This is a genomic window from Geoalkalibacter sp. (assembly GCF_030604225.1).
Lineage (GTDB): Bacteria > Desulfobacterota > Desulfuromonadia > Desulfuromonadales > Geoalkalibacteraceae > Geoalkalibacter.
Window position 1 is genome coordinate 1 of record NZ_JAUVWH010000067.1, and the last position, 16786, is coordinate 16786.

The 16786-nt window shown below is 61.6% G+C and carries 17 protein-coding genes and 1 tRNA gene; 9 read left to right on the plus strand and 9 right to left on the minus strand.

What is annotated here, in order from left to right; all coding sequences use genetic code 11:
• Nucleotides 1-57 precede the first annotated feature (57 nt).
• The 3 genes from QAT43_RS08780 (at nt 58) to QAT43_RS08790 (ending at nt 1799) form a co-directional block, all read left to right on the plus strand.
• Nucleotides 58-402: a DUF3024 domain-containing protein gene (locus QAT43_RS08780; RefSeq protein WP_305042685.1), complete on the plus strand. Its 345-nt coding sequence runs from the start codon at nt 58-60 to the stop codon at nt 400-402.
• A 775-nt stretch (nt 403-1177) separates the two neighbouring features.
• Nucleotides 1178-1477, plus strand: coding sequence for a nucleotidyltransferase family protein (locus tag QAT43_RS08785; RefSeq protein ID WP_260748719.1), 300 nt, complete (start codon nt 1178-1180; stop codon nt 1475-1477).
• Nucleotides 1461-1799, plus strand: coding sequence for a HepT-like ribonuclease domain-containing protein (locus QAT43_RS08790; protein ID WP_305042686.1), 339 nt, complete (start codon nt 1461-1463; stop codon nt 1797-1799). Before QAT43_RS08785 ends, QAT43_RS08790 begins: the two co-directional genes overlap by 17 nt.
• A gap of 187 nt (nt 1800-1986) precedes the next feature.
• Here QAT43_RS08790 and QAT43_RS08795 read toward each other — a convergent pair whose 3' ends face one another.
• Nucleotides 1987-2283 carry a hypothetical protein gene (locus QAT43_RS08795; protein WP_305042687.1) on the minus strand — a complete coding sequence of 99 codons (297 nt, stop codon included), beginning with the start codon at nt 2281-2283 and terminating at the stop codon, nt 1987-1989.
• 197 nt (nt 2284-2480) lie between these two features.
• Nucleotides 2481-2576, minus strand: a tRNA-Sec gene (locus QAT43_RS08800).
• 149 nt (nt 2577-2725) lie between these two features.
• On the opposite strand from QAT43_RS08800, the gene QAT43_RS08805 reads away from it, so the two are divergent.
• Nucleotides 2726-3712, plus strand: a complete 987-nt coding sequence (locus QAT43_RS08805; RefSeq protein WP_305042688.1) for a peptidylprolyl isomerase — start codon at nt 2726-2728, stop codon at nt 3710-3712.
• Nucleotides 3713-3721: 9 nt separating this feature from the next.
• Here QAT43_RS08805 and yedF read toward each other — a convergent pair whose 3' ends face one another.
• The gene (yedF, locus tag QAT43_RS08810) at nt 3722-4306 is read right to left on the minus strand and encodes a sulfurtransferase-like selenium metabolism protein YedF (protein WP_305042689.1); all 585 of its coding nucleotides are present in this window, start codon (nt 4304-4306) and stop codon (nt 3722-3724) included.
• A gap of 185 nt (nt 4307-4491) precedes the next feature.
• Here yedF and QAT43_RS08815 point away from each other — a divergent pair, with 185 nt between their 5' ends.
• The 3 genes from QAT43_RS08815 to QAT43_RS08825 are packed head-to-tail and all read left to right on the plus strand — an operon-like array spanning nt 4492 to nt 8101.
• On the plus strand, nt 4492-5871 hold the full coding sequence (locus tag QAT43_RS08815; protein WP_305042690.1) for a sigma-54-dependent transcriptional regulator: 1380 nt from the start codon (nt 4492-4494) through the stop codon (nt 5869-5871).
• Nucleotides 5868-7859, plus strand: a complete 1992-nt coding sequence (locus QAT43_RS08820) for a cache domain-containing protein (RefSeq protein ID WP_305042691.1) — start codon at nt 5868-5870, stop codon at nt 7857-7859. The genes QAT43_RS08815 and QAT43_RS08820 overlap by 4 nt, the downstream gene beginning before the upstream one ends.
• 23 nt (nt 7860-7882) lie before the next feature.
• The gene (locus QAT43_RS08825) at nt 7883-8101 is read left to right on the plus strand and encodes a hypothetical protein (protein WP_305042692.1); all 219 of its coding nucleotides are present in this window, start codon (nt 7883-7885) and stop codon (nt 8099-8101) included.
• A gap of 4 nt (nt 8102-8105) precedes the next feature.
• Here QAT43_RS08825 and rlmD read toward each other — a convergent pair whose 3' ends face one another.
• Nucleotides 8106-9491: a 23S rRNA (uracil(1939)-C(5))-methyltransferase RlmD gene (gene rlmD / locus QAT43_RS08830; protein WP_305042693.1), complete on the minus strand. Its 1386-nt coding sequence runs from the start codon at nt 9489-9491 to the stop codon at nt 8106-8108.
• Nucleotides 9492-9572: 81 nt separating this feature from the next.
• Nucleotides 9573-9776 (minus strand): 4-oxalocrotonate tautomerase family protein, encoded by a 204-nt coding sequence (locus tag QAT43_RS08835; protein ID WP_305042694.1) that lies wholly within the window; start codon nt 9774-9776, stop codon nt 9573-9575.
• Between the two features lie 145 nt (nt 9777-9921).
• Here QAT43_RS08835 and QAT43_RS08840 point away from each other — a divergent pair, with 145 nt between their 5' ends.
• Nucleotides 9922-11040, plus strand: a complete 1119-nt coding sequence (locus QAT43_RS08840) for an NAD(P)/FAD-dependent oxidoreductase (RefSeq protein WP_305042695.1) — start codon at nt 9922-9924, stop codon at nt 11038-11040.
• A 190-nt stretch (nt 11041-11230) separates the two neighbouring features.
• Nucleotides 11231-11503, plus strand: a complete 273-nt coding sequence (locus tag QAT43_RS08845) for a cytochrome c3 family protein (protein WP_305042696.1) — start codon at nt 11231-11233, stop codon at nt 11501-11503.
• Between the two features lie 86 nt (nt 11504-11589).
• On the opposite strand, the gene QAT43_RS08850 is transcribed toward QAT43_RS08845, so the two are convergent.
• The 4 genes from QAT43_RS08850 to QAT43_RS08865 form a co-directional block, all read right to left on the minus strand.
• Nucleotides 11590-12510 carry a TAXI family TRAP transporter solute-binding subunit gene (locus tag QAT43_RS08850; protein WP_305042697.1) on the minus strand — a complete coding sequence of 307 codons (921 nt, stop codon included), beginning with the start codon at nt 12508-12510 and terminating at the stop codon, nt 11590-11592.
• 28 nt (nt 12511-12538) lie between these two features.
• Entirely contained in the window at nt 12539-12985 is a 447-nt protein-coding gene (locus QAT43_RS08855) for a universal stress protein (RefSeq protein WP_305042698.1), read from the minus strand.
• A complete protein-coding gene (locus tag QAT43_RS08860; protein WP_305042699.1) occupies nt 12985-15432 on the minus strand; it encodes a TRAP transporter fused permease subunit in 2448 nt (815 codons plus the stop codon). The genes QAT43_RS08855 and QAT43_RS08860 overlap by 1 nt, the downstream gene beginning before the upstream one ends.
• A gap of 122 nt (nt 15433-15554) precedes the next feature.
• On the minus strand, nt 15555-16550 hold the full coding sequence (locus QAT43_RS08865; protein ID WP_305042700.1) for a TAXI family TRAP transporter solute-binding subunit: 996 nt from the start codon (nt 16548-16550) through the stop codon (nt 15555-15557).
• Between the last annotated feature and the right edge of the window lie 236 nt (nt 16551-16786).

Genomic DNA, 16786 nt, shown 5'->3' on the forward strand with positions numbered 1-16786 from the left:
AAGGGCGCATTTCAAGGGTGAAAACAGGCCTCTAAGGGCCAAACATCGAGGGTAGCCATGGCCTTGTCAGAATTGGAAAAGAAGAGGGTTGAGAAGTTGTTGACCGCCTATTGCGAGAACAAAATACCGCCGGACCTCCGCGAAAAGATCAGGATCGAATACCGAATCCGCGGCAACGAGGTGAGCCTGTTCGAAAGCCGGCCGCCCTGGCAGGGCGGCGGCGAGTGGATCTCCATGAAGGTGGCCCGCTTCAAAAAGGATCCGAAGACCGAGACCTGGCAGCTCTACTGGGCCGACCGCAACAGCAAATGGCAGCCCTACCCGCCGCTGCCGTATCATCGTGATATCGAGAAGCTGCTGCAAGAGGTGGAGAAGAACGAAACCGGGGCGTTCTGGGGGTGAGAGGTGTCTTGTGGGGTCGGACCAAAGTAAGTTCCCGAATTCGCAAACCCCGGCCTGCTGTCGATGCTTTCGGGACGCGGCATCAACCAGTCAGCCGAGTGTGACCACTGGCCGGCACGGGAATTTCTCGGCGAACATCGACGGGCGTGGCGACTCTGACCCTCTTCAATCCCCCATATGCAACAGGGGGGAGGCAAGCATTTCGCTCTTCCCCCTGTGACGCAGCCGGAGGGTCGTCAAGGGACAGCGGAAGAAAAACGGCAAATGTTTGAGGCGCACGCCGAGTTTTTGCCGTTTCCGCTGAACCGCAACGACCCGCAGGGCACCCGGCGCTGCGCAGCGGCGGCGGGCAAGGAGTTGGGGGCGCCCTTTTTGTCCAACGTGTTGGGCGAGCAACAAGTTGGGCGGCGTGCGGGGCCGCCTCCCCGCGATCCTGAAACCTCCTGTTGAGACGGTTATCACCGTGGATTTATACCCTAGTGCCCCGTGCGGCTAGTCCTGTCTTCAAATTCCGGCTATTTTTGGCGCTGCCTGCGTTGCGCCAACTTGACTTAGCGCACGGCTAGGCCTGCGTTGGCGGCGCCTTGTTAGCACCAAAAATATCTCAGAATTATTTGACATGACTAACCACACGGGACACTAGTATGGTTCTGACACCTGGATTTTCCGTTTAAATTGCCGTTGATCGTTCTCAGTATGGGTATTATAGTACTTTATTAAGGTACGTATGGGACTCAACTTTTCCAACACAAAGAAGCGCTGACGTGAGTTTGCCATGAAATCCGAGGACATATTTCAGACGATCAACCGACATCAGGGCGAACTTTCGGATCTTGGAGTACACCGGATTGGTTTGTTCGGCTCGGCCGTGCGTGGCGAGCTGAAGTCGGACAGCGATCTTGATTTTCTGGTGGAATTTCGCCGTGGCAAGAAAAATTACGATCGGTTTTTTGAATTGGCGGAATTGCTTGAAAGGCTTTTCGGGCGCAAGGTGGATCTGCTCACAGTTGAATCTCTTCATCCGTCCCTGAGGCAACGGATTTTCCAGGAGGCCCGGTTTGAAACCATCCACTAGCTTCCTGGAGCATATCCTTGCCGAGACCGAATATTTGCTGAAAACGGCTCATCACCTCACCCTGGATGAATTCCTTGCTGATGAAACACTGAAGCGTGCCTTTGTGCGCAGTCTGGAAATCATTGGCGAAGCGGTAAAAAATCTTCCTGAGGATCTGAAAATCCGTTATCCGGACCTTGATTGGAGACGTATGGCCGGTACCCGTGACCGTCTGATTCATGGGAATTTCAGCGTTGACTTTGAGTTGGTCTGGGACATCATTCAGAATAAAATTCCACCCCTGGATGCAGGTATCCGTCAAATTCTTTCTCAGGAAACCTAGGATAGAACTGCCTTCAGTCGCTACGCGACGAAATCCACGGAAAATTCGGACCAACCCGGCCATGAATGGTCGGGCTACCGGCCTTCAATCCCGCGGGGACACAATTGCACGCTGGTCTTAAGCGCCGCATGGCGGCCGCATGCCTGTAGCCGGGAGGTTCAACCCCCGGTGGGTTTCAAAGCACCGTTCAGGCGGACAACCGATCCTCGGGGAGGAAAAAGTCCTTGCCGGCGAACTGGATATTGGCTGGATCGCCACTGCGCGGGGGCGAGACGGCATGGACGCCGCCGCAGGCCGGGCATTTGCCGACAAAGGTCGCCAGGATGAAAGGGCCGCCGCAGCCCTGGCAAGTCGCCTTCAGCCCGCCGCCCGAGATGGGCCGCTCCCGGAGCGCCCCGCCGTGGGCCTGATAGACGAATTCGACAAGCTCGCGTCCCTGGGCAAAGGGTCCGGCTCCGCTTCCGTTGTTTGAACAGCATCCCATGGATTGCGTCTCCTTGCGTTGAGAATATAGATGGGTCGAGGATGCGTTCAGGGTACAGGGGGGCGGCGGGGAAGGGTATGACTTAAGTCAAAAAGGTTGCGCGCTGTCCGGAAATTGTGCCCAAAATGGCCAATTATGTGGGAGCGCTAAAAAGCGAGGGGTCGGGCCTGGTGGCCTAACCCCTCGTTTTTATTCGCTGGCGGGAGCAGATGGGAATCGAACCCACCAGGGACGGGATACGCCCCTCACCGGTTTTGAAGACCGGGCGCGTCACCAGACTACGAACTACTCCCGAAAGACGCACATACTAGCCCAGGATCGGACTGTTGTTCAAGGAAGAAAGGGGCGGGGAAAAATTCCTGCTGGCGTTTGCCTGAAAAATAATATAATATTCATGAATTATTTAAAACAACCTATTTGGCCCGCAAACAAGGAGTATTTCATGGGGGTTCACCGATTGCTTTTCCCGGTTTTGGGGATCTTTTGTCTGTTCTTTATGGATCTGGGGGCTGGTGCGGCGCTGGCCGGCGAGGGGCTGATCGCCAAGGTCGGCGAGGTTGAGGTGTCTGAATTCGATCTGGCCTTGACGGTGCAGCGCAAGATGCCCATGCAGGTCAGTTTTCACGGCAAGATCGCGCCGGAGAAGGTCGAGGAAATCCGCCAAGGCGCCTTGGACGAGCTGATCAGCCAGGCGTATCAGGTCAACTGGGCGCGGGAGCAAAAACTATCGGTTGCCGAGCAAGAGTTGGCCGAGGCGATCAAACCCCTGCTGGGCCGCTATTCGTCCGAGCAGGCCATGCGTGAGGCGGTGGGCGAGCGGGTTTACCGGGATTTTCGCACCCTGATGTTCCGCCAACTGCTGGCCGAGAAGGCGCGTGGCCTGGCGGTGGATTCCAAGGTGGCCGTCGACGAGGCGCAGGTGCGGGGCTATTACGAGGAGAACCAGGCGCGCTATTTCCGGCCGCGCCAGTTTCGCGCCAGTCACATCCTGATCAAGGTCGATCCTTCCGCCTCGGCCGAGGAGCGCGAGGCGCGTCGGCAGAAGGCCGCCGAGTTGCTGGAACAGGCGCGGAACGGCGAGGATTTCTACAACCTGGCCTACCACAATTCCGATGACCGCAGCCGTTACGTGGGCGGCGATCTCGGCTACTTTCACGAGGGGCAGGTGGTGCCCGAGTTCGAAGAGGTGATTTTGGCCATGGAGCCGGGGCAGGTGTCCGACCTGGTGCGCACGCGCTTTGGTTTTCACATCATCCGGCTGGTCGAGGTCAACGAGCCCCGTCAGTTGAGCTTTGACGAGGTGGGTGACCGGATTCGCGAGCGCTTGGAAAAGGAGCAGCGGGAGGGCCTCTTGGAGGCGTGGATGACCGAGCTGCGCGAGCGCTATCCCCTGGAGCGGCTGGACGGGGCCGCTCCCGCCCAGGAGTAGGCCGGCGCCTCAGGGGCGGATGATGCGGCCGGCCTGGCTCAGGGCGGTGACGATGTCGAGCATGTTGGTGACACGGCCCACCGCCACCTGATCCTTGAGGTGGAAGTATTCCAGGCACAGGCCGCAGGCGGCGATGTCGACCCCGTCGCAGGCCAGTTTTTCCAGGGTTTCGCGCACTTCGGAACCTTGGCAGACCAGTTTCACGCCGGCATTGACGAAAAACAGGGCGTCGGGGCGGGATTCGAGTTCGACGAGGGTGAAGAGAAAATTCTTCAGCAGGACGCGTCCCAGTTCGTCACTGCCGGAGCCCATGACATCGGCGGCGATGTAGACCAGGGTGCGGCCGGTGACGGCCGGTTCGGGCGCGTCGGATGCCGGTTTGCCGCCGGGCGTCAGGCGTAGGGCGAAGCCGCCTTCGGCAGGGGCGACGCTGACGCCGTAGCCCTGGCTTTCGGCAAGGCGCGTGACGTTGTCGCGGGCGGTTTCATCCCCCACCAGCACTTCCAGCGGTCCGCCGCTGCTCGCCAGAATCAGCTTGCGGGTTTCGATGACGGGATGGGGGCATTGCTGCTGACGGCAATCGAGACTTTGCATGGGGGAGATTCCTGCGCTTGGGGTGATGGGGTGCGGCAATTCCCGGATCTTAGCCATTCCTCCGCCGGAATGCAACCTGAGGTTCCCGCTGCGGGGAAAGGGGCTTGACCGCGACGCCGCGCCATTATAGAAACAGGCTGCGGGGCGGCGATTGCTGGCGACCCCCACCACCCCCGAGAGGCGGCATGGACAAGCGAATCTGGATATGTGACGACGAAACCGGGATTTTGCGCTACCTGCGCAAGATGCTGCTCACTCAGGGTTTTGAATCGGAAATTTTCTCCAGCCCCTTGCAGTTGCTGCGGCAACTCGAGGACAGTGCCGAGGACGCCGCCGCGCTGTTGCTCCTCGACATGAAAATGCCCGAGCTCGATGGCATCGATACCCTGCGTCGAGTGCGCGAGCTGCGGCCGCGTCTGCCGGTGGTGATGATGACCGGCCACGGCACCATCGATTCGGCCGTGGAAGCCATGAAGCTTGGCGCCTATGACTACCTGACCAAGCCCTTCCCCCAGGAAAAACTCTTCGCCGTGGTGCGCCACTGCCTCGAACGCGAGCAGTTGCTGGAGGAGAACCGCCATCTGCGCAACGAACTCAAAAGTCAGGCCGACCCCGGCACCATCATCGCGGACAGCCCGGCGTTTCGCAAGGTCTTCGAGCTGGCCCTGCGCGTGGCGGGCAGCGATTCCAACGTGCTGATTCTCGGCGAGAGCGGCACCGGCAAGGAAGTGGTGGCGCGCGCCATTCATCGCGCCAGCCGCCGCAACGACCAGCGCTTTCTCGCCGTCAACTGCGCCGCCCTGACCGAAACCCTGCTGGAGAGCCAGCTCTTCGGCCATGTGCGCGGCGCCTTCACCGGCGCCGGCCAGAACCAGAAGGGCATCCTCGAGGAGGCCCACGGCGGCACGCTGTTTCTCGACGAAATCGGCGATGTGAGTCCGGCGCTTCAGGCCAAGCTCCTGCGGGTGCTGCAGGAGGGCGAATTCATTCCCGTGGGCGCCACCCGTCCCAAGCGCGTCGATGTGCGCTTTCTCGCCGCCACCAACAAGGATCTGGACAAGGAGGTGGCGGCCGGGCGCTTTCGGGAGGACCTCTTCTACCGCCTCAACGTCATCAGCCTGCCGCTGCCGCCCCTGCGCGAGCGGGTGGAGGACATCGAACCCCTTGCCCGCCATTTTCTCGGCAAGATGATCGTCAAGACCGCCAGCGCAGTACGGCGCATCGATCCCGCGGCCATGGCGGCCCTGCGCGCCTATCACTGGCCGGGCAACGTGCGCGAGTTGGAGAACCTCATCGAGCGCGGGGCGATTCTTGCCGAGGGCGACACCCTGACCCTGGACGAATTGCCCCTCAAGCTGACAACCCGCCCCAGCCTGTCTGTTTCGGCGCCCCAGGCACCCCTGCCCCTGCGCGAGGCCGAGCGCCGCCAGGTGGTTCTCGCCCTCAACGAAACGGGCTGGAACAAGAGCCAAGCCGCCAATCTGCTCGGCATCACGCGCAAGACCCTGGATCGCAAGATCAAGGAATTCGATCTGCTCCCCGAGTCCTGCGACCCGCCGGCATGAACCTCCCGCGCCCAGGTTTTCTCTCCATCCGCGCCAAGCTGACCCTGGCTTCCCTGGCACCGCTGGCCCTGGCCATGGTGGTGGTGAGCTTTCTCGGCTACTATCTCATCAACGCCTGGATTGTCGGCGAGGCGCAAAAAAAAGTGCGCAACGATTTGGAAGCGGCGCGGGCCGAATACAATCACCAAAAGGAACTGCTGCGTGACGCCCTGCATTTCGCGGTGCACAGCGCCGGGTTGAGCGAGGCCCTGGAGCAGGGCGACATGGACCTCATCGAACGGCGCCTGGGCGATGTTCTCGCCAACCGGGGCATGGATATCCTCACCCTGACCGACGCCAAGGGCGCCGCCCTGGTGCGGGCGGGACACCCCCGCGAGAGCCTCGGCCAGATCAACGCGGCGCCCTATGTCCAGGGCGCCCTGACGGGGAAGGTCTTTTCGAGCACCGTCATCCTTTCCCAGGCGCAGATGGCGATGGAAAACCCCGCGGTTGCCGAGCGGGCGCGGCTGCCCGTGGTCGCGCCGGGCATGCGGGGCCGCGAGGCGGAAGAGACCCGCGGCATGTTCCTGTTCGGCGCCTATCCGCTCCATGCGCCCGACGGGCGGATCCTCGGCTGTCTGTACGGGGGGGTGTTGCTCAATCAAAACCTCGACCTGGTCGATCGCATCAAACGCACCGTCTATGGCGAGGAGGTCTACGGGAATAAACTTCTCGGCAGCGCCACCCTGTTTCTCGGCGATGTGCGGGTGGCGACCACCGTGCGCCTGCCCGATGGCAATCGGGCGCTTGGCACCCTGGTGTCGCGCGAGGTGGCGCATGCGGTTCTGGTCGAGAAGAAGAAATGGATCGATCGCGCCCTGGTGGTCAACGACTGGTATCTGACCGCCTATGAGCCGATTTTCGACCATCAGGGCAATGCCATCGGCTCGCTCTACGTGGGATTGCTCGAAGCGCCCTACAAGGCGCTGCGCACCAGGGCGGCCCTGGTGCTGGCCCTGATCCTGGCGTTCAGTTCAGCACTGGGCTACCTGCTGGCGCGCGAAGGCTCGAAGCGCCTGTCGCGACCCATTCTCGATCTGGAGGAGATGACGCAGCGGGTGGCGCGCGGCGAACGCAACGGCGAACTGCCGATTCGCGAGGCCGATGAGATCGGGCGCCTGACCCAGGCCTTCAATCAGATGACCTGCGCACTGCGGGAACGCGAGGAGCAGTTGCGGCAGCTCAACCGCGGTCTGGAGGACAAGGTGGCCGAGCGCACCCGGCTGCTCGAGGAAAAAAACCAGGAGCTGCTGCGCGCCCAGGAAGAGCTGGCCCGCAACGAGAAGTTGGCCGCCATCGGCGCTCTGGCGGCGGGGGTCGCCCATGAGATCAACAATCCCACCGCCATCATCCGCGGCAATACCGAGTTGCTGCTCATGGAACTTTCATCCGATGCCCCGGGGCGCGAGGAAGCCGAGGAAGTCAAAAAGCAAACCGAGCGCATCGCGCGCATCACCGACAATCTGCTGGCCTTCGCCCGGCGCCGCGAGCCCCATGAGGATCGCCTCGATGTCCATGAATTGCTTGAGGAAATCCTCGCTCAACTGCCGCACCAGATGGCCATGGCCAATGTGAGTGTCAAGCGGCATTACGCCACCGAGGTGCCGCGCTTGCGCGGCGACGCAGGGCAGTTGCGGCAGGTTTTCACCAACCTGCTGGTCAATGCGGTGGAGGCCATGGCCGGCGAGGGGTTGCTGGTGATCGGCACCGAGGTGCGCGAGGGGCACCTGGTGGTGAGCATTGCGGACAGCGGGCCGGGAATCACCCCGGCGGCGCGGGAAAAGCTCTTCAATCCCTTCTTCACCACCAAGCGCAACGGCACGGGGCTCGGGCTCTCTGTTTCCTACGGCATCGTCGAGCGTCACGGCGGCACCATCGAGGTGGACGGCGAACCGGGATGCGGCGCGACCTTCAGGGTGCGTTTGCCCTTGCCGACGTCGGATTCATGAAGCTCACAACGGGAGGAAAGACGATGAAACAATGGCTGGCAGTGTTGTTTTTCGCATTGTTTTTGACCGCGTGCAGCGATCGAGCGGGAGATCTCTACGAAACCGCGCAGTTCGAGGAGTTGCAGCGTAATATTCCCAACGCGGTGCGGATTTACCGGGAGATCGCGGAAAAATACCCGAAGTCGCCTCAGGCCGAGAAGGCGCGTGCGCGTCTGGCCGAACTCGAGAGCGAACCCCAATAGGGGATCAGCGGCCCTTGGTCGGCACCAGGCGCGCCACGCATTCCACGTGGGGTGTCTGGGGAAACATGTCGACGGGCTGGATGTCCTCGCTGACATAGCCCAGGGCCGCCAGCAGATCCAGATCGCGGGCCAAGGTCAGCGGGTTGCAGCTGACGTAGAGCAGCATGCGCGGTTTCAGAGCGGCAAGGCGCTTGAGCACCTCGGGCTCGCAGCCCTTGCGCGGCGGATTGACCACCGCCACGGCGCCCGGCGGCAACTCCAGTTCGAGATCCTCGAGCAGTTCGGCGGCGTCTCCGGCGCGAAAGCGGCAGTTGTCGAGCTGGTTGAGGCGCGCGTTGTCGGCGGCGTTGCGCACCGCTTCCTCCACCACCTCGATGCCCAACACCTGTCCGGCGTCGCGGGCGAGATGCATGGCGATGCCGCCGATACCGCAGTACAGATCCAGGGCCAGATCCTCGCGGCGGCAGGCCGCCCAGCGGCGCACCAGGTCATAAATGCGCGCCGCCTGTGGGTGATTGACCTGGAAGAAAGAGGCGGGCGAGATGCGCAGGCGCAGGTCGCCGACCTGGTCGAGCAGGGCGGGGTGGCCGAGCATCTTGAGAGTCTGGGCGCCAAGAATCACGTTGCCCGTCGAGGCATTGACGTTCTGCTGTACCGATACCACCTGCGGCACCTTTTTCACCAGCCACTTGGCGAGGTGCGTGACTTCGCGGTAGTTGCGCTCGCTGGTGACGAAGGTCACCATGGCCTCGTTGCGCGCGGGGCTCACCCGCACCGCCAGATAGCGCAGCAGGCCGCTGTTGCGCTCGGCGTTGTAGACCCAGACCCCCTGGCGTTCGATCTCCTCGCGCACCACGGCGGTGATCTGGTTGATGAGGGGATGGTGCAGGGGACATTGGCCGATGTCGACCACCTGATGGGTGTTGCGACGATAGAGGCCGATGCTGACGCGCCCGCGTTCCTTGCCGATGACCAGTTTGGCGGTGCAGCGGTAACCGAGGGGCTGCTCGGCCCCCCACAGGGGCAGGATTTGGGTCTGGGCAAGCCGGGGATAGGCAGCCAGGGCGTTGGCGACCTTGTCTTGCTTGAAGCGCACCTGTGCCGGATAGTCCATGCTGATCAGGGCGCAGCCCAGGCAATCCTCGGCGTGGGGGCAATTCCAGCGGCGGCTGCGCTCCGGGGCGCTGGTGAGCCGCTTGAGCAGGCGCGCCGCCATCTGGCGCTGCCCTTCGTGCTCGACGACGGCCTGAATGCGCTCGCCTGGAAGTGCCCCCGGCACCAGAACCCTCTTTCCTTCCCAGGCGGCGAGGCCGATGCCTTCCTCGTCGAGTTTCTCGATGGTCAGCTCCAGTTGTTGCTTGTCGGTTTTTTTTCTGCGCTCGCTCGCCATGTCTCAACTCTCCCGGCCTCGGTGCGAGGCACGGCAAGGTACTCCTTCCCCCGAGGCTTGTCAATCCTTGCCGGTCGCGGGTTACTGACCCTTTTTGCGGCGCACGGTCACGCTTTCGCCGCCGATGCCCCAGTTGTCGGTGTCGACTTCGTCGATGACCACCACGGTGGTGGCGGGGTTCTTGCCCAGGGTGTCGCGCAACAGGTGGGTGACGCCCTCGATGAGTTTGGCCTTCTGCTCGGCGGTGGCGCCTTCGCGGGTAATCTTGATGTTGACGTAGGGCATGGGATTCTCCTTGCGTGAAACGAGGTTGGAAGCCATCACTGGGGACAACTATAAAAAAAGCTCGCGCCTCAGGCAAGAAGGGAAAGAACTGGTAAGCTGGTAGCCTGAATTCGTCAAGGCGCGAAAGGCAGGGGAAGGAGGGAACATGGATGTAGTCGTCATCGGCGGCGGTTATGCCGGCCTGTCCTGCCTGCTGTCCCTGCGGCGCCTTTGTCCGGAGGCAAGGCTGCATCTGGTGGATGGGCGGGTGAGCCATGTCAAGCTGACGCGCCTGCACCAGACCCTGCGACGTCCTTTCTCCGAGATTGTTTGCCCCTTTGCTCTTCTGGCCGAAAAGTTCGGGTTCTCCTTCATTCAGGCCGAAATCGACATGCCGGAGACCTGCCTTGCGGACTGGCAGGCCGCGAAAGCCCTGCCCTTGCCCCAGGGCGATCTGCCTTTTGATTACCTGGTGATCGCCACGGGCGCGCGCACTCCGCCCTTGCCGCGGGGCAAATCCTCCCTCACCCGGGAGGACTTGCTGTCCGGCGCGGGCGAACAAGCTTTCCAAAAAATTTCCCGCCGCGAGGGCGGATGCCCCATGGAGGTTGCCGTCGTCGGCGGCGGAGCCACGGGGTTGCAGTTTCTGTTTGAGCTGCGCTCCGTGGCGGCCGAGGAAAACTGGCCGGTCCATTTACATCTGGTTGATCTGTTGCCCCGCCTGTTGCCCGGGTATCCCGAAGGCTTTGATCTTTATCTGCGCAAGCGTTTCAGGGAACTGGACATCGACTATCTGCCCGGTGCGAGCTACCTGGGGCAGGAGGATGGTGGCATCAGCCTGCAATCGGCCGGCGAACATGTCGCCATGACCTTAGCTTGCGACCTGGTGCTGCTGTTTCCGGGGGTGGCGGCCGTGCCGCGGCTTTTTGAAACCAATCGCTACGGCCAAGTGCTTGATGAGGGTCTGCCCCTGGAGAATATTTATGCCGCGGGCGATTGTTCCCATTTTCTCAGCAAGGGCCTCAATGCCCAGACGGCGCAGGCCGCCCTGCGCAAGGGGGCGTTGGTGGCGGAAAATATCGCCCATGCGCAAGTGGGCAGACGAAGAAAAGCTTATCTCTACCGGGAGATCGGCTATTTCATCAGCCTAGGATCGGGGGATGGCCTGGGATGGCTGGGCTGGCGCGGAAACCTGCTCAGCGGAACCGCGGCCTTTGCAATCAAGGAAGCCCTGGAAACTCAGTACGACCTGTTTTTGCGAGGAATCGACAGCTATCTTAAATAAATTGTCTCAATCATGAATCGACATGTGAAATTTTAAGTCATTGAATTTACATGCATGTAGGTCGACATCGGGTGGTGAATGGCGCGATGTCTGCTGTTTACGGAAAAAATCTTGGCTATAGTCTCCCTCAAGAGTTTGGGCATGGCGCCCGAAAACCCGTCTGGGACAATCTACTAGGAGGAAGATCGAGATGAAACGTTTCGCCGCTGTACTTGCCGTCGCTGCTTTCTTTGCCGGTGCTGTCTACGCCTTCGCCGCCGATGTGTACACCTATGAGGCGAAAAACGGCAACGTGACCTTCGACCACAAGGCTCATGCCGAGCGCCTCGGCGACTGCGCCAAGTGCCACGAAGGCACCCCCGGCCCCATCGATGTGACCAAGGACTGGGCGCACCAGACCTGCACCGGCTGCCACAAGGAAATGAACGGCCCCGCCAAGTGCAACGAGTGCCACAAGAAATAAGTTTGGTTCAAAGGGTTTAGGCAAATAGAAAAGGCGTCCCATGCGGGGCGCCTTTTCTATTTGGTGCCGAAGTCATTCAGGAATAATCAGCGCTTGCCCATGTCTTGCCAATATCGTTCGGCGCCTGGGTGTAGGGGGGTGAGAATTCCGGAGAAGTCGGAGATCAGCGCCGGGCTCTGACCTTGGCTTTTGGCCGCCGCGGCCATCGCCTTGCGGACGATTTCCGTATCGACGTGGCTGCCGGCGACCCAGACCGCGACATCCTCGAAGGTCTTGACCGGGGAATCGACGCCGGGGTAGGTACCGGGAGCAAGGATGGTGGTGCCGAAGAACGGGTACTGCGTGAAAAAGCCCTTCCTTTCAGCGTCCTCGGCCAAATCCAACAGGCGGATGGGATAGCTTCCCGCGGCCTGGATGACGGTCTGATTCGGAACCCCGGCCAGCACCCAGATGGCATCAATGTAACCGTGTCCCAAGGCGGAAATGGCTTCCTGATAGCCGGTAAAATCAGGTCGGATCAGGTCCCAGAGGTCGATGCTGGTGAAATAGCGCTGGGCCGTTGCCGCGGTGCCCGAGCCGATGGTGCCGACCGCCACGCGCTTGCCGGCAAGATGTCCGACGCGGGTGATGCCGCTGTCGGCGCGCACCATGAGCTGCGCCGGGGCCGGATACAGAGCGGCCAGGCCGAGCACTAGGTCGTAGCTGCGCGGGTCGAAGGGAAGCTGTCCGGCGCGGGCGAGGAACAGGTCGCCGGCATAGACGATCCCGAAATCCGCCTCGCCTTTGTTGATGCGGCGCAGGTTTTCCACGGAGCCGCCGGAGATGGCAAGGGACACTTCGACGCCCAACTCTTCCTTGAGTCGCTGGGTCAAGGAGCGCGCCGCGCCCTCGAAGCTGCCGCCGGGTGGCCCGCCGACAAAGCGCAAGCGTACCTTCTCCGCAGCGGCGGGCTGACTGGCGGGCAGGATCAAAACCAGGGCCAGCAGCAGGACAAACAGGTGTTTCATGGCGGATGCTCCTTGCGCGGGATAGGTGTCAGGATGGGGCGCGAACGGTCAGGACCGGCACGGTTGAGCGCCGCATGACGCGTTCCGCGGTGCTGCCCACCAGAATGTGTTCGATGCCGGTCCGTCCGTGGGTCCCCATCACGATCAGGTCGCTGCCGGTTTTCGCCACCCGATCCAGAATCACCTGAAAGGGGGTGCCGATGGCGATTTCCGTGGTGTAGGCGACCTGATCCCCCAGGTGTCGCTTGCAGAACTCCTTCATTTCCTTGACCACATGGATCTCGAGCTCTTTTTCGAAGAGTTCGAAAGCCTCGGGTGGGATGCGACTGCGGCGATTGTCGGCGAGTTCTCCGATGACATGCAGCACGTGAATGCCGGCGCCGGCCAGTTGGGCCAGGGTCAGGGCATAGGCACAGGCCGGTTCGGAACTTTCGGAGAAATCCGTGGCATAGAGAATCTTGCGAATGCTTTTCATCAGGCTTTGCCTCCCCCCGCGGCCGCTAGTTTCTGGTCGCGGTTGTTCTTGGTCTTTTGCATGAACCACACCAGCGCGACCAAGGCCAGCCCGGCGCCATCGGTGATCAGGGTCGGCCAGTACAACAGCAGCGTCGCCGGGGCCAAAAGCAGCCACTCGATGACCGAGGTTCGCCGGATCCAGTAGAACATGGTCAGGCCGGAAAAGGCGATGGTGCCCAGGATGGCGGAGAAAAAGGACATGAACACCCGCGTCGGCGTGGCGGTGATCTCGGCGCGCACGATGGTGTCGCCCGGGCTGATGAGGGCGCCGGGGTTGGTGCGCACCTGCAAAACCTTGGCATCCTTGTGGGCGATAATTTCCTGGGGCTGACCACCGATCTGCACCAGCGCCAGGACATCACCCTCGACAAAATCCTGCCCCGGTGTGACGTTGACCTGCAGCACCGTGGCGAAGGGCGCGCCGCTCTCGATTTCGGGCATTTTGGATTCGATCACCTTGCCCTGGAAGAGAATCGAGGGCGTGAAGGCAAACAGCAGCGGCATGACGTAGAGCAGCTTGGCGAACTTGAAGGAGGTCCAGCCGGTCTTCCAGGGGTCCGATCCGGCAATGGCCGCGCCCGCGTAGGCGGCCACGCAGACGGGCGGCGTAATGTTGGAGTCCTGGCTCAGCCAGTAGACGATCTGGTGGGCAACGATGGCCGCCACGCCGAATTCGCCCAGGGCCGGAACCGCCAGGACCGCGACGATCAGATAGGCCGCCGTGACCGGCACGCCCATGCCCAGCACCAGGGAAGCCAGGGCGATGAGGATGATGGCCAGCAGCAGGCTGTCACCCGCCATGGAGATGATGATGTCGGAGAACTTCAGGCCCATGCCGGTCAGGGAGATGATGCCGACGATGATGCCGATCACCCCGACGGTGGCGCCGATGATCAGGGTGTTGCGCGCGCCGCTCTGAATGGCATCCCAAATTTCGCTCAGACCCATGCGGGTTTCCTTGTGCACCCAGCTGATGGCGATGCACGACAGGGTGGCCCAGAAGGCGGCGAATCCGGGCGAGCGGCCCATGATCATGAGCAGGGTGATGATGATCAGCGGCAGGGAATAGAACCAGCCGTTCTTGAGCACCGTTTTCCAGTGAGGAAATTCCTCGTCCTGAATGCCGACGATGCCCAGTTTTTTCGCCTCGAAGTGGATCATGCAGAACACGGCGAAGAAGTAGAGCAGGGCGGGCCCGACGGAGATCATCATGATGTAGGAATAGGGCAGACCGGTGAGTTCGGCCATGAGGAAGCCGCCGGCCCCCATGATGGGCGGCAGGAACATGCCGCCGATGCTGGCCGCCGGCTCGATGGCGCCGGCCACATGGGGGCGAAAGCCCGCGCGCTTCATCAGGGGAATGGTAAAGGCGCCGGTGGAGACGGTGTTGGCGATGGCGCTGCCGGACACCGAGCCGAACAGTGCCGAGGCCATGACCGCCACCTTGGCCGGGCCGCCGGTGGAGCGCCCGGCCAGGGCCAGGGGCAGATCGATGAAGAAGCGCCCGGCGCCAGATTTGTGCAGAAAGGCGCCGAAGAAGATGAACAGGATGACGTAGGTGGCCAGCACGTTGGCCATGACGCCGAACACCCCGTTGGTGGTCAGGAACATGGCGGTGGAGATGCGCTCGAAGCTAAAGCCGCGGTGGGCGAGCAGTTCGGGCAGATAGGGACCGTAGTAGGCAAAGGCGATCATGCCCACGCCGATGAGGGTCATGGACCAGCCCAGCACGCGACGGCAGACTTCGAGGGAGAGCAGAATGCCGACGATGCTGATGAGGGCGTCGAGCTCGGTTTCCGCGCCGGCGCGGTAGTTGAGCGCCTCGAATTCCCTGAGCCAGTAATAGACGACGGCGCCCGCCGCAAGCGCGAAAAGAGTGTCGCTGAGGGTCGGGTTTTTTTCCCAGCGGCGCATCATGAACCCATCGACGACATACAGCGCCCCGCCGAGAACGCCCGCGCCCAGCCAAAGGCCCCACAGACCCGCGGCCTGGCCCAGGGCCGCGCCGATCCCTGCGTCGCTCAGGGCATCGAAGATTCCCATGAAGCGATCGCGAAAGGCGGCCGCGTCGTCAAAAATCCAGGCGACGGAGATCGTGCCGCAGATCAGCAGCCCCAGCAACAGGCTCAGGGCGAGACGCATGCGGGTGTTGCCGGCCGGATAGAGCAGAAAGACCAGAATGTAGGTGATAAAAACGTAGACCCCGAGATGGTATTGGGTGCCGACCGCGGCGATGCCGGCGGCATAGAAATAAAACAGCACCAGGGCCGCGCCGAGCAGAGCCACCAGCCATTTCCACGCGCCCTCCGGCGAGCGGTAGGATTTGGCATCCTTTTCCATCAGCTCCTTGAGCTTCTGTTTTTCCTTGGGATCGAGTTCCTGCAGGTCCTTCAACTCTTCAGACATATGAGAGGGCTCCGTGAAAGCTGGCGCGAGGGGCAGCCCGGTGGTCCGGGTCAAGATGAGAAGCGGGGCTCGGGGCCCCGCTTCTTGTCATGGCAGTCAATGATCGGTGGGAAGAACTTCCCTTACTTGCCCAATTGGGCGTCGGAGAAGGACTTGTCTTTTTCCGTCCAGAAGCTGATGGCGCCCTTGTGCAGCGGGGTGACGATACCCATCAGGCCATCCTCGACGGACATGGCGGCGGCGGTGGAGGTGACGCTCACCATGAAGGCCAGACCTTCGTCGGAAAAGATTTCTTTAAGGGAGGCGGCCACGATGTCGTCCTTGACGTGCTTGCCGGCCACCCAGATGGTGGAATCCTGAAAGGTTTGCACATCGTAGTCGACGCCGCTGTAGGTACCCTTGGGGATCACCACCTTGGCGTAATAGGGATTGTCGTTGAAGAAGGTGCTGTTGTCGCCGGCTTCATTAAGACTGAGGATGGTGATTTTGTTGCTCGCCGCGGCCTGAATGACCGAGGAGTTGGGGAAACCCGCGAAAACCCACATGGCGTCGAGCAGTTTGTCGCCCATGGCGGCCGCGGCCTGGCTGTAGCCGATGTATTCCACGCGGATCTTGTCCCACATGCCGATGCCGGTGAAGTAGCGCTGGGCCGAAGCGGCGGCGCCTGAGCCGGCCGGACCGACGGCGACGCGCTTGCCGGCGAGGTCCTCGACCTTGGTGATGCCGCTATCGGCCAGTACCACCAGGTGGGCGGGGGCGCCGTACAGATAAGCCATGCCCATGACGTTCTTGTACTCGCGGGTGTCGTTGGTCAGCTCACCCTTCATGCCCAGGTAGATGTCGCCGGCGTAGACGACACCGAAATCGGCATCGCCCGAGTTCACGCGACGCAGGTTCTCCACGGAACCGGCCGAGGCCATGTTGGACACCTCGACATTGGGCAGGTTGCGCGAGAGCCGGGAGGATATGGCATTGGAGAAATACTGGAAGGTGCCGCCATCGGGGCCGCCGGAGAAGGCCAGGCGGGTTTTGGCTTCCGCGGTACCGCCGGAAACCAGCAGGGCAGCGAGAAACAGGGTTGCAGTCAGGGTTGAAAAGATCTTGCCGGTTTTGACCATTGTTTCCTCCTTCAGTGATGGGCTTTAGAACGCAATTTTAAAAAACGGCGTTCCCTCGTTTAGCAATCCCGGTGCCAACCTGTATGAAACCGGGAAAACATGACTTAACTTTAGATTAAGTCGTGTTTTGTTGCAATTCGTTTTAATAATTTTCGCCGAAGAGCGCCAAGGCCGAAAAGGCCAAAAATCGACGCTTTTGGCGAAATGTCGCCGTTGCAAGGAAGTCCCTTGCGCGA